Genomic DNA, 14,222 nt, shown 5'->3' on the forward strand with positions numbered 1-14,222 from the left:
CCTGGGCAGGTGAGGGGGGAGATCGCGAGTGGCCCGGCTCACATGGCGTGAAAGAGGCGCCGCCGACACCATGGGTGCTCCGTCACCGCAAGGCTGAAGGGATCAAGAATGTTCCGCAAGGTGCTGGTCGCCAACCGCGGGGAGATCGCGATTCGTGCGTTCCGCGCAGGCTACGAGCTGGGCGCGCGCACCGTCGCCGTCTTCCCGCACGAGGACCGCAACTCCCTGCACCGGCTCAAGGCCGACGAAGCCTACGAGATCGGACAGCCCGGGCATCCGGTGCGGGCGTATCTCTCCGTGGAGGAGATCGTCCGGGCGGCACAACGCGCCGGAGCGGACGCGGTGTACCCGGGGTACGGATTCCTGTCCGAGAACCCTGATCTGGCCCGTGCCTGCGAGGAAGCGGGCATCACCTTCGTCGGGCCGAGCGCGGACATCCTGGAGCTGACGGGGAACAAGGCCCGCGCGGTGGCAGCCGCCCGCGAGGCCGGCGTACCCGTGCTCGGCTCGTCCGCGCCCTCCAACGACATCGACGAACTGGTACGAGCGGCCGACGACATCGGCTTCCCCGTGTTCGTCAAGGCGGTCGCAGGTGGCGGCGGCCGCGGCATGCGCCGCGTGGAGGATCCCGCCCAGCTGCGGGAGTCCATCGAGGCGGCGTCCCGTGAGGCGGCGTCCGCGTTCGGCGATGCCACTGTGTTCCTGGAGAAGGCGGTCGTCGAGCCCCGCCACATCGAGGTGCAGATCCTCGCCGACGGGCAGGGCAACGTCATCCACCTGTTCGAGCGGGACTGCTCGGTGCAGCGCCGCCACCAGAAGGTGATCGAGCTGGCGCCCGCGCCGAACCTCGACCCGGAGCTGCGCGACCGGATCTGCGCCGACGCCGTGCGCTTCGCCCGCCGGATCGGGTACCGCAACGCCGGCACCGTGGAGTTCCTCCTCGACCGCGACGGCAACCACGTCTTCATCGAGATGAACCCGCGCATCCAGGTCGAGCACACCGTGACCGAGGAGGTCACCGACGTCGACCTGGTGCAGTCGCAGCTGCGCATCGCCGCCGGCGAGACCCTCGCCGACCTCGGCCTCGCCCAGGAGACCGTCAGGCTGCGCGGCGCCGCGCTGCAGTGCCGTATCACCACCGAGGACCCCGCCAACGGCTTCCGCCCGGACACCGGCCGCATCAGCGCCTACCGCTCGCCGGGCGGCTCGGGCATCCGCCTCGACGGCGGCACCACCCACGCCGGTACGGACATCAGCGCGCACTTCGACTCCATGCTGGTCAAACTGACCTGCCGGGGCCGGGACTTCAGCACCGCGGTGGGCCGTGCCCGGCGCGCCGTGGCCGAGTTCCGCATCCGCGGCGTGGCCACCAACATCCCGTTCCTGCAAGCGGTGCTGGACGACGCCGACTTCCAGGCGGGCCGCGTCACCACGTCGTTCATCGAGCAGCGCCCGCACCTGCTCACCGCCCGGCACTCCGCCGACCGCGGCACCAAACTGCTGACCTACCTGGCCGACGTCACCGTCAACAAGCCGCACGGCGAACGGCCCGACCTGCTCGAGCCGTTGACGAAGCTGCCCGCGCTGCCGGCCGGGGAGCCGCCGGCCGGGTCGCGGCAGCGGCTTGCAGAACTCGGCCCGGAGGGCTTCGCCCGCTGGCTGCGCGCGTCCCCGACCATCGGCGTCACCGACACCACGTTCCGCGACGCCCACCAGTCACTGCTCGCCACGCGCGTGCGCACCAAGGACATGCTCGCCGTCGCCCCGGTGGTGGCGCGCACCCTGCCCCAGCTGCTGTCCCTGGAGTGCTGGGGCGGCGCGACCTACGACGTCGCCCTGCGCTTCCTCGCCGAGGACCCGTGGGAGCGTCTGGCGGCCCTGCGGGAAGCCGCGCCGAACATCTGCCTGCAGATGCTGCTGCGCGGCCGCAACACCGTGGGCTACACGCCGTATCCCACCGAGGTGACCGACGCCTTCGTGCACGAGGCCGCGGCCACCGGCATCGACATCTTCCGCATCTTCGACGCCCTCAACGACGTCGCCCAGATGCGGCCCGCCATCGAGGCCGTACGGGACACCGGAACGGCCGTCGCCGAGGTGGCCCTGTGCTACACCTCCGACCTGTCCGACCCGTCGGAGCGCCTGTACACCCTGGACTACTACCTGCGCCTGGCGGAACAGATCGTCGAGGCGGGTGCGCACGTGCTGGCCGTCAAGGACATGGCGGGCCTGCTGCGCGCCCCGGCCGCGGCGACTTTGGTGTCGGCCCTGCGCAGGGAGTTCGACCTGCCGGTCCACGTGCACACCCACGACACCGCCGGCGGGCAGCTCGCCACCTACCTCGCCGCCATCCAGGCCGGCGCGGACGCGGTGGACGGAGCGGTGGCGTCCATGGCGGGCACCACCTCCCAGCCGTCCCTGTCGGCGATCGTGGCCGCGACCGACCACTCCGAGCGGCCCACCGGCCTCGACCTCCAGGCCGTCGGCGACCTGGAGCCGTACTGGGAGAGCGTCCGCAAGGTCTACGCCCCCTTCGAGGCGGGTCTGGCCTCGCCGACCGGCCGCGTCTACCACCACGAGATTCCCGGCGGGCAGCTTTCCAACCTGCGTACCCAGGCGGTCGCGCTGGGCCTGGGCGACCGCTTCGAGGAGATCGAGGCGATGTACGGCGCCGCCGACCGGATGCTCGGCCGTCTGGTGAAGGTCACCCCCTCGTCGAAGGTGGTCGGCGACCTGGCGCTGCACCTCGTGGGCGCGGGCGTGTCCCCGAAGGACTTCGAGGCTGAGCCGGACAGGTTCGACATCCCCGACTCCGTCATCGGGTTCCTGCGCGGCGAGCTGGGCACCCCGCCCGGCGGCTGGCCCGAGCCGTTCCGCACGAAGGCGTTGCAGGGCCGCGCCGAGGCCAAGCCGGTCCAGGAGCTGAACGCCGACGACCGCGAGGGCCTGGCGAAGGACCGGCGGGCGACGCTCAACCGGCTGCTGTTCCCGGGCCCGACCCGCGAGTTCGACGCGCACCGCGACACCTACGGCGACACCAGCGTCCTCGACAGCAAGGACTTCTTCTACGGACTGCGCCCCGGCAAGGAGTACTCCGTCGACCTCGAACGCGGTGTGCGGCTGCTGATCGAGCTGCAGGCCGTCGGTGACGCGGACGAGCGCGGCATGCGCACCGTGATGTCCACCCTGAACGGCCAACTGCGGCCCATCCAGGTCCGCGACCGGGCGGCGGCCTCCGACGTCCCGGTCACGGAGAAGGCCGACCGTGCCAACCCCGGCCACGTCCCCGCCCCCTTCGCCGGCGTGGTGACCCTCACGGTCGCCGAGGGGGACGAGGTGACGGCCGGCGACACGGTGGCCACCATCGAGGCGATGAAGATGGAGGCCTCCATCACCGCCGCGAAGTCCGGCAAGGTGGCCAGGCTCGCCATCAATCCCATTCAGCAGGTGGAGGGCGGCGACCTCCTCGTCGAACTCGCCTGAGCGGCCTGAAGGGCAGGTAGGACAGGCAGTGCAGGGGCACGGTCTCGCGGGGGTTCTCCGCCGGGCCGTGCCCCTGCCGCTGTCACGGCGTCAGCTTGTCCGTTCCTGGAGGAAAGCCATGAGCGCGGCCGTCAGTTCGGCAGGCGCGTCCTCCTGGACGAGGTGGCCCGCGCCGGCGATCGGCTCCAGCCGCGCGTCCGGAATCCGGGCGGCCAGCTCGCGGCCTTTCGCCAGGGGGATCCAGGTGTCGTCCTCGCCCCAGCACACCAGCGTCGGGATGCCGATCTCGCCGTACCGTTCCTGGACTTCGTCGGTGTGGCGCTGGTCGGCCTGGGCGATCTGCCGGTAGAAGGCCGATTGGCCGGCGTCGCCCAGCCAGGGCCGGCTGAGCCGGTCGAGGACCGCAGGGTGCAGGCCGGGGCTGCTGGCCGAGCTGATGTACTCGCGCACCAGAGCGCGGTGCAGAGCCGGCGGCAGTTGGCCGAAGACGTCGGAGTGCTCGCCGACGAGGCGGAAGAACGGGGAGCCCCACGGGGCCAGCGCGACCGGGTCGACCAGGGCGAGCGCACGATAGCGGGCTCCGTGCAGCAGATGCGCCCGCAGGGCGACGGCACCGCCGAAGTCGTGCGCGACCACCAGGGGTTCGTCGAGGTTCCAGTGCGCCAGGAGCTCGGTGAAGACCCTGCCCTGGGTTGCCAGGGAGACGTCCTGGTCGGGGGACATCTCCGACGTCCCGTAGCCGGGCATGTCCCACACGAACACCTGGTGGCGGCGGGCCAGCGCGCGGGCGACGGCGCGCCAGACGTACGAGGAGAAGGGCGTCCCGTGGAGGAGGACGACCGGATCCTGGCCGGGTTGCCCGAGGCTGCCCCAGCGGATGTCGCCCGACGTGCTGCGGAACGTCTCGGGCGGCTGCCATTCACTCACGGGTGCTGGTCCTCTCGGTCGTGTGTGCCGAAGCCTCGACCATAGTGAGGGCGGCGCCGAGCGCGACGGCACCTTCGAGCAGCGCTCTGGAGCGAGTTGCGATGCCGGCCTCCCTGGCGGCCAGCACTGAGGTGACCTCCTGCGATCCGCGGGCGCGGCGCAGCTGCGGCATGAGGGCTCGCAGGGGTGCGATGCGGTAACCGGCCTTGCGCAGCTGGTGCACGATCCGCGCATCCCGGACCTGGGCGGGCGTGTACCGGCGTGTGCCACGCGCGGCGTCACGGTTCGGGACGACGAGTTCCTCGGCATCCCAGTGCCGCAGCGTCGAAGGACGGACGCCGAGAGCGGCGGCGAGGTCGGAAACGCTCATCGAGTCCGACGCCCGTACGTCCTCGATCGGCTCACCGGCGATGGCCCGGGCGGCCTCCTGGGCCAGCCTCAGTTCCGTGCGCTCCGCGTCGAGACGGGCGTGGGCCGCGTCGAGCAGGGCCAGTGCCTGCGAGGTGGGGGAGTGGTGGACGGCCCGGACGATTCTCCTGGCCTCGGTCGGACCGGCGCCTGCTGCGAGGGCGCGGTAGGCCAGCGCGGACTGCAGATGCACGTCCCCGTAGACCCGGTAGCCCGCGGCCGTGCGCGTCGCCGGCGGAAGGACACCGTCGCGTTCGAGATTGCGCACCTGTTGAACGGAGTACCCGCAACGCCGCGCGACGTCGGCAGTGCGCAGATCGCCAGATTTGAGACTTGTCACCTCGAAAGCCCTCCATCTGCGCCTCAAAGTCTCCACAAGCACTTCAATGCAACGCTAGAGCACATGACCATGGACGAGATCATCAGCTTCGTGGACGCACTGGACGGCGTGCTGACCGTCCGGCCGGCGCCGGGCGACGGCACACCGGACATCAGCTGGGGCGACACGTTCTTCTACTACGCCCCCGATGGGGTGCTGCCGACGACGACCCAGCCGTTCGCGACGATCGTGACCAAGAACTACCCCGGCGACGAGGCGTCACGTCTGGAGCGGGCGGACACCTTCCGAGTGAACGTCAACGCCGGCAAGGAAGCGTTCGTCCGGTGGACCGGTCACGCGCCCCGCGAACCAGCCACCGGCGAGGTCGATCCCGGCGTCGCCGACACCGTGATCGCGCACCCCGTCTACGGCGCCCTCGGCTGGCTGGCAGTCGTGAACCCGGGGCCGCGCACAGCATCGGCGACCCGTGAGCTGCTGCGTGCGGCCCATCACCTGGCACGCTCGCGCCATGAGCGGCGCGCCGCATCGACGATCTGAGGAAGCGGAACACCACCGGCCACCGGCCCGGATCGCCGTCCCGGCCACCCAGCCGGGCCGCGGCCGCCCCGCATGCGCCCGAGCACACCGCATCGCACCCTGGTGCTATGGCAAGTGCGCAGCCCATCGTCATCTATCCGCCCGCCGAGGACGGCGGCCGGCGGGTGCGTGCCGAAACCCAGTTCCTGGGCATGGCGTACGGGCTCCTGGACGTGGCCGAGTTCCTGAGCCGGGCGGGGATCGAGGACGCCGATCCCGAGTACGTACGGCAGTCCGCCCTGATCGAATGGCGGGGCGGCGGCCCGGACGAGTGGGGCCACTGAGGGGCGGCGACCACAGCCTTCGCCGTCACGGGCTCCTCGGTCAGGCGGCCGTCTTCTTTCCTCTGCGCCCCGCCCGGGCGAGGGCGTCGATCAGCTGGTCGCGGGTCATCTTCGAGCGACCCGGGAGCTTCTGGTCCGAGGCCTGCTGGTAGAGCTCCGACTTGCTCATCCGCCGCAGTTCGCTCTTCCGCGCCGGACTCTCGGCGGCCGGCTTCCTGCGCTGTTGCGCGGCGCCACTCCCGGGGGAGCGGGCCTGGTCGAGGCTGTGCTGGAGGACATCCATCAGGTCGACGACGTTGGTCGCCTCGGGGGCTTCCTCGGCCAGCGCGATGTCGCGGCCCTCGGCCTTCGCCTTGACCAGCTCCCGCACCTTCTCCTGGTAGGTGTCGTGGTAGCGGGCGGGATCCCAGTCGGAACTCAGCGCATCGACCAGCTGCAGTGCCATGTCCAGCTCCTTGCCCCGCCCGGCGCGGCCGGAGGGCAGCTCGGGCAGTTCCCGGCCCGGGTCGCGCACCTCGTCGGCCCAGTGCAGGGTCTGCAGGACAAGGACCTGATCGGCCGCGCGCAACGCGGTCAGGTACTGTCTGCCGCGCATCACGAAGGTCGCGATCCCCGCCTTGTCCGCCTCGGCCAGCGCCGCGCGCAGCAGCTCGTACACCTTCAGGTGTTCCTTGCCGCGCGGGGCGACGTAGTACGTGCGGGCGAAGTACACGGGCTCCATGTCGGCCAGGTCGACGAAGTCCGAGATCTCGATGGCCTTCGAGCGGCCCGGCGCGATCTCGTCCAGCTCGTCGGGGTCGATGACGACGTACTCGCCCTCGGCAGCCTCGAAGGCCATGACGATGTCCTTGCTGTCCACTTCCTCGCCGGTGCGCTCGTTGACCCGCCGGTTGCGGATCCGGTCGGCGGTGCCGCGCTGCAGCTGGTGGAAGTGGACGGTGTGGTCCTCGGTCGCGGTGTACAGGCCGACCGGCACGCTGGCCAGCCCGAACGTGATCACCCCTGTCCAGATCGCCCGAGCCATGGCGCATCGCTCCGTCCCGCACCCAACCGAAGGCCCACCCGGGCCGTTGTCCTGCTTCCACGCTCGCACCCCGCACCCCGCCTCGCGCGCGGGGCGCGGACGGCATCGTGCTCACGCGTCCGCGAGGCGGTTGGGCTGAAGCAGCAGCAGGGCGATGTCGTCGGTGTGCCGGTTGGTGCGGCGTGTGTGGTGCACCAGGCGATCCACGAGCTGGTGCAGGGGCAGATCGCTCGACTCACTGAGGTGCTGTGCGAGGTCGGCGATGGTCTGGGTGATGTCGGTGCCGGGGTCTTCCACGAGGCCGTCGGTGTAGAGGGCGAGGAGCGTCTCCGGGCCCAGGGGCAGTGTGGTGAGCGGGTAGGAGGGGGTGCCGAAGCCGAGGCCGAGCGGAGGGCCCGGGCGGACGTCGACGGGATGGGCCCGGTTGTCGGGGTGGCGCAGGAGTGGGGGAGGGTGTCCGGCGCTGGCGAGGGTCACCTGGTGGCGGGCGAGGTCGAGGTGGGCGTAGAGGCAGGAGACGAAACGGCTGGCGTGCAGGTCGGCGAGGTCGCGGTCGGTGCGGGTGAGGACCTGGTCGGGAGCGGCTCCGGCCGTGGCATGGGAGTGGACGGCCATGCGGACCTGGCCCATGAGGGCCGCCGCCGTCATGTCGTGGCCCTGCACGTCTCCGATGACGGCCGCGGCGGTCGTGTTCGTGAGGCGGATGAGGTCGTAGAAGTCGCCGCCGATGTTCACACCCTGGCTGGCCGGGAGGTAGCGGGCGGCGACCTCGAGACCGGCCACGGTCGGCAGGGCGTGCGGAAGGAGGGTCTGCTGGAGGGCGTGGGCGAGATTGTGCTTGGCGTCGTAGAGGCGTGCACGGTCCAGGGCCTGGGCGATGAGACCGGCGAGGGGCGTGAGGATGGAGCGCTCGGCGGCGGTGAAGGTGTGGGGCCGGTTGTAGGCGAGGAGCAGGCAGCCGATGGGGCGCCCGGAGCTGAGCAGCGGCAGGAAGGCCCAGGCGTGCTTGTCGCTGATCTGCGGTGCCCTCGGGTAGAGGCGGGCGAGTTCGCCGCGGTTGGCGAAGAACAACGACGCGCCGGTGGCCAGAGCGCGGCCGGCCGGCGTCAGGTCGGCATCCGTGGGCAGGCCGTCGAACTGCTCGATCAGGGCGGGGTCGTAGCCGCGGTGTCCGATGATCTGGATACGGCCGGCGTCGGCGGCGGACATGATCATGCCGTGGGCGCCGAAGGCGGGCAGGATCTGGTCGGCGATCAGGTCGACGACGTCCTGGACACCGACGGCCTCGGTCAGCGCCGCTGTCAGGGCCATCAGCAGATGGATCCGGCTCGCCGGCGGAGTGCTGGCGGGGGAGGCCGGCTGGGTGCCGAGGGGCTTGGACGACTGGTCGGGGGTGATGAGGATGCTGGTGCCGCTGTCATCCGTGTGCAGACGCAGGTCCAGCCACTGGTCCGGTGGGCGCAGGACGGTCAGGGCGAGGTGCTCGCGGCTGCTCATGGCGGTGCGGTACGCGTCCATGTACGCGATGTTGTCGAGCCAGGGCAGTGACTGCCACGGCTGGGTTCCCAGCAGCTGCTTCGCCGGCCTGCCCAGCAGACGGGCGGCTGCGGCGTTCACGTAGGTGATGCGCCCTCCGAGGTCGAGGGCGAGCGTGCCGAGGGGCAGACGTTCCACCAGGTCGGCCGCCGCGAGCTCGGACTGGGGCTGCGGCTCTTCGCGGTGGGGATGGACGAAGCGGGGCCGGTCCGGAATGGCCGGCGGGGAGGCCTCGGCATCCAGGACGCGGGCGATACGGCGCGCGCTGACGGCGATGCGGCCGCGCTCGCGGCGGCTGAGGCGGGGCGACCGGTCCGGGGCCCAGATCAGCAGCAGCGCACCCCGGCAGTGCCGGATCTGTTTCAGCGGGACGATCGCGAAGGCGACTTGGTAGGGGATGGTCGCCGCGGCGCGCGGGTAGGCGCGGGCCAGCGCCTCCAGGGAATTCACCCAGACGAGCTGCTCGTGGCGAACCGCATCCTGGGCCGGGCCGCGGATGGCGAACGACATCCGCCACCACGGTGCGAAGGCATCCACCGGGAGACCACACAGGGCGAGCAGACCCATTGCGGTCTCGGCCGGGTCCAGCAGGTAGACACCCCCGGACCTGGCACCGGTGCGCCGCACAGCCGCCGCCAAGGCCTCACCGAGCGGATCAGCCGCCTCCGGCTGCTCATCGGACCCACTCATTCGGCGCAACACCCAACGCCCATATCCAGAACGCTAAGCCCGACCCGGCGGCACGGCATGTGGATCAGGTGTCCGGTGCCGTGCCGGGAGGCGACGTCGCGGTTCCGAGGCGGCGCCGCAGGAACGGCTCCTGGGACAGTACGGCCCCCGCGCTGAGACCGACGGCGACGGCCACGCACACGATGATCAGCCAGGACAGCAGGGCGAAGACCGGTCCGGCGGACCCGTAGTCCGCCAGTGCCCGGTTGAGCGCCCGTGGCATGTAGAAGTGCGCGGTCAGGGACAACGTGCTGACCGCGATCGCCGTCATCACGGCGCCCGGCAGCAGGGGTGACCAGCGCACGGCGCCGCCGAGCAGAAGGTGCTGGGTCCACCACCACAGGGCCGCCTCGATGACCAGGATGACCGGGATTCCCAGTCCCGCCCCCAGGCCGAACCCGTTGTGGAGCAGCCCCTGCAGGACCAGCGTGCCGAGCCACAGGACGATCCACGCCAGCCACCGCCACGGAGCGACTTTCGCCCCCGCCCGTGGCAGCAGCCAGGCCCGTCTGCACAGCCGCTGCACCGCGCGACTGACCGCGGTGGCCGACAGCAGCACCATCAGCGCACCCACCACGCCGGTCGCCTGGCGCAGATCGTCGCTCGGGGGCTGGAACGCCTGCTCCAACTGGGTCTTCGCCTGCCCGTTCAGACCGAAGACAGCACTGACCGCCGAGATGACCTGGTCCTGCACCGCCTCCGGCGCGTACGCACTCAGCACGAACAGCAAGGGAACGGCCGTCAGGAAGCACTGGGCCGCGATGCGGGTGGCGGAGTCGAAGATGTTCACCGACACCATGCGGTCCACCAACGCTGTGACCACCGGGAAGCGGGTCTCCACCTGCGCGTGGACGGCTTTGAGCCAGGCAGTGAGCTTCCTGATGCGGCCACGCCACCAGGACGCGTGCAGCAGCCAGCGGATCCGCCGGTGGCCGTTGGCGGGGCGGCTTGCGCCGGTGGTGCCGGTGCTTTTGGTGATGCCGCCCTCCCCGGCGGGCCGGTTCGGCGGTTCGCCGGAGTCCTCGCCCATGCCCCCGCGCGGCATCAGTCACCGGCGCGCGTGGAGCGCGGCCATGGTGTCCGGAACCCTGCTGCCGACGGTAGCCGTGCGGAAGTCTCCATCGCGCCGCTCCTTTCCGGTCTCCAGACTGCGCGACCGCGCGGGCCACGGCACTCCGTCGCCCGCCGAGGCGCGGACGCGGACGCCGGGGACGCCGGGCAGGAGATGCGGCGGATCACGGCCGTGCCCACGCTCGAGCCGTACGGCGCCTGATGGGATCGCCCATGGCCGTGGACCTCAAAGAGCGCCTACGAGCTGGCCGGTTGACGTCCGGAAGGACCACCCGCGCAGCGCGCCGCCGGACCCGGGGCGATAGTGGGCGTGTACCGGAGCTCCGCCATCACCGCAGGGAGGGAGCTTGACCGCGAAGGTCAACGGCCCCCGGGTCGTGATCGTCATGGGCGTGTCGGCGTCCGGGAAGTCCACCGTCGGGGCGCGCCTCGCCCAGCAGCTCGACGTGCCCTTCCTGGAGGGCGATGCACTGCACTCCGCGCCCGAGATTGCCAAGATGGCCGCCGGGCAGCCCCTCGACGACGCCGATCGCCGACCCTGGCTGGCGGCCCTCAGCCAGTGGATCCGGTCGGCCGTGTCGCACGGGCGTGGCGGGGTGGTCACGTGTTCCTCACTCAAGCGCCGGTACCGGGACGAGCTTCGGAGTGCGGGCCAGGGCGCGAACGTGTCCTTCGTCCACCTCTCTCTCGATCGAAGGTCGGCCGCGCAGCGGATCGCCCGCAGGGAAGGGCACTTCATGCCGCCCGGGCTGCTGGACTCACAGTTCGCGATTCTCGAACCGCTGCAGGCCGACGAGCCGGGCGTCACCGTCGACGCGAGCGCACCCCGGGAGCAGGTCGTGGCAGCGGCACTGCGAGCCGTGGCCGAGCCGGACGGATAGCGGGCGTCCCGCTTCCCGCCCACAGGAGACCCGGATGGAACTGGTCCACTTCCGGATGGTGATGCCGTCCGCCCTCACCCGGCCGGCCGTCGGCCTGCTCGCCTCGCACAGCAGCGTGCTCAATCTCGTCGTGGTGCGGTCGAGCCAGGTCCCCGAGGGCGACGCGGTGGAGTGCGACGTGGTGCAGGGCGCCGCCAACGACGTGCTGGGGCAGCTGCGCGAACTGGGCGTCGACCGTGCCGGGTCGATCGCCGTGGACGGCATCGACGTGATGTTCTCGCGCCAGGCCGAGCAACTCGAGACCGATCAGCCGAGCGCGCTCGTCCACGCGCCGCTGTGGGCCGGCGTCGAGGCGCGCATCCGGGCGGAGGGCACCTACCGGCCGTCCTTCTACCTTTTCCTGGTCATCGCCGGGATCATCGGCTCGGTCGGCATCATGTCGAACTCTCAGATCCTCATCGTGGCGGCCATGGTGGTGGGCCCCGAGTACAACGCCATCACCAGCGTCGCGCTCGGCCTCGACCGTCGTAGCCGACGTAGGGTCCGTGAGGGTGTGCGGGCGCTGGTGGTCGGGTTCTCCCTGGCGATCGTGGCCACCCTGGGATTCGCCGCGGTGGCCCGGGGCTTCGGACTGCAGTCGGAGGCCTTCGACCTGGGCCTGCGGCCCGTGTCCAACCTCATCGGCACGCCGAACTTCTTCTCCGTCGCCGTGGCCTTTCTCGCCGGCATCGTCGGAATCGTCTCGCTGACCGAGGCGCGCGGCAGTGCCCTGCTGGGTGTCTTCATCTCCGTCACCACCATCCCCGCCGCCTCGGACATGGCGGTCTCGCTGGCGTTCGGGGACTGGGACCACGTGTGGGGCTCGTTCGTCCAACTGCTGCTCAACGTGGTGGTCCTCGTGGCCGTCGGCGTCCTTGCTCTGCGTGTGCAGCGGCGGCTGTGGCGCCGCGCGACCCGGCGGGCCGCGGCATCCGGGCAGTAGGGCGGGCCGGACGGATCCTGCCCGCCCCCCCGGGCCCCGCCGCCCTCGTCCCCGCGCGCCGATCCTGGACCCTCGGCTTAATCTGAGGCGGGGGGCATTCGGGTGAATCGCACGCCGAGAGGTGTCCTCGATGGCCGACTACCCACTGATCGAGAACCACGGCCTCCTCGGCGATCTGCAGACCGCCGCCCTGGTGACGACCGACGGCTGCATCGACTGGTTCTGCGCCCCGAGATTCGACTCGCCCAGTGTGTTCGGGGCGCTGCTGGACCAGGACAAGGGCGGGCACTGCACCGTCCGGCCGCAGAACGGTGCCTACGCGACCAAGCAGTTGTACTTTCCCGACACGGCGATCCTGGTCACCCGGTTCATGACCGAGGCGGGTGCCGGCGAGGTGATCGACTTCATGCCCGTGACCGGCACGGAGGTCACGGAAAGTCACCGTCTGGTGCGGATGGTCCGCTGTGTGCGCGGCAAGATGACCTTCGAGGTGGAGATAGCGCCGCGGTTCGACTACGGCCGCCAGGCGCACCGGTTGCACATCACCACGCACGGGGCGGCGTTCGCCGCGGAGGACGGCACGGCCCTCACCGTCCACCCCATCCGCGAAGCGGACGACAAGCGACTGCTCGACCTGCTCGCCGACCGGCGCGACGCCCTGCACTTCACGCTGACCCTGGAGGCGGGCCAGGAGCGGGGGCTGGCCCTGGAGTGGGGCGCCGACGGGCCGCCCAGGGAGATGCGCGTGGCCGAATACCATCGGCTCTTCGACGAGACGGTGCGGTTCTGGCGTACCTGGCTCGGCCAGTCGCGCTACACGGGACGCTGGCGCGAGGCCGTGGAGCGCTCCGCGATCACGCTGAAACTGATGACGTTCGCGCCCACCGGTGCCGTGGTGGCCGCCCCGACGGCCGCACTCCCGGAGCAACTGGGCGGGGAGCGCAACTGGGACTACCGGTTCACCTGGATCCGCGACGCGTCCTTCTCGGTGTACGCCCTGCTGGGACTGGGCTTCACCGACGAGGCGAGGGCCTTCATCCTGTGGCTCGCCGACCGGGTCAGGGAGCGGGCCGGGAGGCACGGTGACACCGGTCCCCTGAACATCATGTACAAGGTCGACGGCTCCTCCGACCTCGACGAACAGATCCTCGACCACTGGGAGGGCTACGCGGGTTCCGCGCCGGTGCGGATCGGCAACGGCGCCGCCACACAGCTCCAGTTGGACATCTACGGCGAGGCCCTGGACAGCATCTACTTCGCGCACCGGCACGGTCTGCAGCTGGGGCACCACGGATGGAACTCCCTGCTGACCAACCTCGACTGGCTGGTCGACCACTGGGACCAGGCGGAGGAAGGCCTGTGGGAGACCCGCGGCGGCCGGCAGGACTTCACCTACGGCCGCGTCATGTCCTGGGTCGCCTTCGACCGTGCCCTGCGGCTCTCCGACGCGAACGGACGCCCGGGCGCCTCCGAACGCTGGCGCAGGGCACGCGACGACTGCTACGAGCAGGTCATGACCAAGGGCTGGAGCGAGGGACGTGGGGCGTTCGTCCAGCACTACGGCAGCGAAGTCCTCGACTCCGCGCTGCTGCGCATGGCGACGGTCGGGTTCCTCACGCCGGAGGACCCGATGTGGACGTCGACCCTCGGCGCCATGGAACAGGAACTCGTCAGCGACAGCCTCGTCTACCGCTACAACCCCGAGGCGTCCCCCGACGGCCTGCGCGGCTCCGAAGGCACCTTCTCGCTGTGCACCTTCATGTACGTCGACGCCCTGGCACGCGCGGGACGCCCCGACCGGGCCCGGCTGGTGCTCGAGAAGATGATGGGGTACGCCAACCACCTCGGCCTGTACTCGGAGGAGATCGACCCGACGGGCCGTCAGCTGGGCAACTTCCCGCAGGCTTTCACCCATCTCGCGCTCATCGACGCGGCCATCACATTGAACGCGGCGCTCGAGCGACGAGCAGCCTGACGCACC

The 14,222-nt window shown here is 71.1% G+C and carries 11 protein-coding genes; 6 read left to right on the plus strand and 5 right to left on the minus strand.

Translation table 11 applies throughout. From position 1 onward, the window contains the following. The first annotated feature begins 108 nt into the window (after positions 1–108). On the plus strand, positions 109–3,483 hold the full coding sequence (locus tag ACFY5C_RS32300; protein ID WP_389450915.1) for a pyruvate carboxylase: 3,375 nt from the start codon (positions 109–111) through the stop codon (positions 3,481–3,483). A gap of 90 nt (positions 3,484–3,573) precedes the next feature. Here ACFY5C_RS32300 and ACFY5C_RS32305 read toward each other — a convergent pair whose 3' ends face one another. Then, positions 3,574–4,410 (minus strand): alpha/beta fold hydrolase, encoded by an 837-nt coding sequence (locus tag ACFY5C_RS32305; RefSeq protein ID WP_389450918.1) that lies wholly within the window; start codon positions 4,408–4,410, stop codon positions 3,574–3,576. Beyond that, positions 4,403–5,200: a MerR family transcriptional regulator gene (locus ACFY5C_RS32310; RefSeq protein WP_389450920.1), complete on the minus strand. Its 798-nt coding sequence runs from the start codon at positions 5,198–5,200 to the stop codon at positions 4,403–4,405. The genes ACFY5C_RS32305 and ACFY5C_RS32310 overlap by 8 nt, the downstream gene beginning before the upstream one ends. Before the next feature lie 21 nt (positions 5,201–5,221). On the opposite strand from ACFY5C_RS32310, the gene ACFY5C_RS32315 reads away from it, so the two are divergent. Beyond that, positions 5,222–5,695: a DUF6194 family protein gene (locus tag ACFY5C_RS32315; protein WP_389450923.1), complete on the plus strand. Its 474-nt coding sequence runs from the start codon at positions 5,222–5,224 to the stop codon at positions 5,693–5,695. Positions 5,696–5,802: 107 nt separating this feature from the next. Next, positions 5,803–6,018 (plus strand): hypothetical protein, encoded by a 216-nt coding sequence (locus tag ACFY5C_RS32320; protein ID WP_389450925.1) that lies wholly within the window; start codon positions 5,803–5,805, stop codon positions 6,016–6,018. A 40-nt stretch (positions 6,019–6,058) separates the two neighbouring features. On the opposite strand, the gene ACFY5C_RS32325 is transcribed toward ACFY5C_RS32320, so the two are convergent. The 3 genes from ACFY5C_RS32325 to ACFY5C_RS32335 all read right to left on the minus strand — a co-directional run bounded on the left by ACFY5C_RS32325 (position 6,059) and on the right by ACFY5C_RS32335 (position 10,337). Further along, on the minus strand, positions 6,059–7,042 hold the full coding sequence (locus ACFY5C_RS32325) for a Ku protein (RefSeq protein WP_389450928.1): 984 nt from the start codon (positions 7,040–7,042) through the stop codon (positions 6,059–6,061). Positions 7,043–7,153: 111 nt separating this feature from the next. Continuing rightward, positions 7,154–9,268, minus strand: coding sequence for a SpoIIE family protein phosphatase (locus ACFY5C_RS32330; RefSeq protein WP_389450931.1), 2,115 nt, complete (start codon positions 9,266–9,268; stop codon positions 7,154–7,156). 64 nt (positions 9,269–9,332) lie between these two features. Continuing rightward, entirely contained in the window at positions 9,333–10,337 is a 1,005-nt protein-coding gene (locus tag ACFY5C_RS32335) for a YhjD/YihY/BrkB family envelope integrity protein (protein ID WP_389450934.1), read from the minus strand. Positions 10,338–10,764: 427 nt separating this feature from the next. Here ACFY5C_RS32335 and ACFY5C_RS32340 point away from each other — a divergent pair, with 427 nt between their 5' ends. The 3 genes from ACFY5C_RS32340 (at position 10,765) to ACFY5C_RS32350 (ending at position 14,216) form a co-directional block, all read left to right on the plus strand. Beyond that, positions 10,765–11,259, plus strand: coding sequence for a gluconokinase (locus ACFY5C_RS32340; RefSeq protein WP_389451199.1), 495 nt, complete (start codon positions 10,765–10,767; stop codon positions 11,257–11,259). A gap of 34 nt (positions 11,260–11,293) precedes the next feature. Further along, on the plus strand, positions 11,294–12,241 hold the full coding sequence (locus tag ACFY5C_RS32345; protein WP_389450937.1) for a DUF389 domain-containing protein: 948 nt from the start codon (positions 11,294–11,296) through the stop codon (positions 12,239–12,241). Positions 12,242–12,371: 130 nt separating this feature from the next. After that, the gene (locus ACFY5C_RS32350; protein ID WP_389450940.1) at positions 12,372–14,216 is read left to right on the plus strand and encodes a glycoside hydrolase family 15 protein; all 1,845 of its coding nucleotides are present in this window, start codon (positions 12,372–12,374) and stop codon (positions 14,214–14,216) included. The last annotated feature ends 6 nt before the right edge of the window (positions 14,217–14,222 follow it).

It is taken from the genome of Streptomyces sp. NPDC012935, assembly GCF_042900345.1.
Lineage (GTDB): Bacteria > Actinomycetota > Actinomycetes > Streptomycetales > Streptomycetaceae > Streptomyces.

Excerpts from the sequence above, each read along its gene's own strand:
- ACFY5C_RS32325 (WP_389450928.1), bottom strand. The coding sequence starts at position 7,042 with ATGGCTCGGGCGATCTGGACAGGGGTGATCACGTTCGGGCTGGCCAGC.
- ACFY5C_RS32330 (WP_389450931.1), bottom strand. The coding sequence starts at position 9,268 with ATGAGTGGGTCCGATGAGCAGCCGGAGGCGGCTGATCCGCTCGGTGAG.
- ACFY5C_RS32315 (WP_389450923.1), top strand. The coding sequence starts at position 5,222 with ATGACCATGGACGAGATCATCAGCTTCGTGGACGCACTGGACGGCGTG.
- ACFY5C_RS32340 (WP_389451199.1), top strand. The coding sequence starts at position 10,765 with ATGGGCGTGTCGGCGTCCGGGAAGTCCACCGTCGGGGCGCGCCTCGCC.
- ACFY5C_RS32335 (WP_389450934.1), bottom strand. The coding sequence starts at position 10,337 with ATGGGCGAGGACTCCGGCGAACCGCCGAACCGGCCCGCCGGGGAGGGC.
- ACFY5C_RS32345 (WP_389450937.1), top strand. The coding sequence starts at position 11,294 with ATGGAACTGGTCCACTTCCGGATGGTGATGCCGTCCGCCCTCACCCGG.
- ACFY5C_RS32300 (WP_389450915.1), top strand. The coding sequence starts at position 109 with ATGTTCCGCAAGGTGCTGGTCGCCAACCGCGGGGAGATCGCGATTCGT.
- ACFY5C_RS32350 (WP_389450940.1), top strand. The coding sequence starts at position 12,372 with ATGGCCGACTACCCACTGATCGAGAACCACGGCCTCCTCGGCGATCTG.
- ACFY5C_RS32320 (WP_389450925.1), top strand. The coding sequence starts at position 5,803 with ATGGCAAGTGCGCAGCCCATCGTCATCTATCCGCCCGCCGAGGACGGC.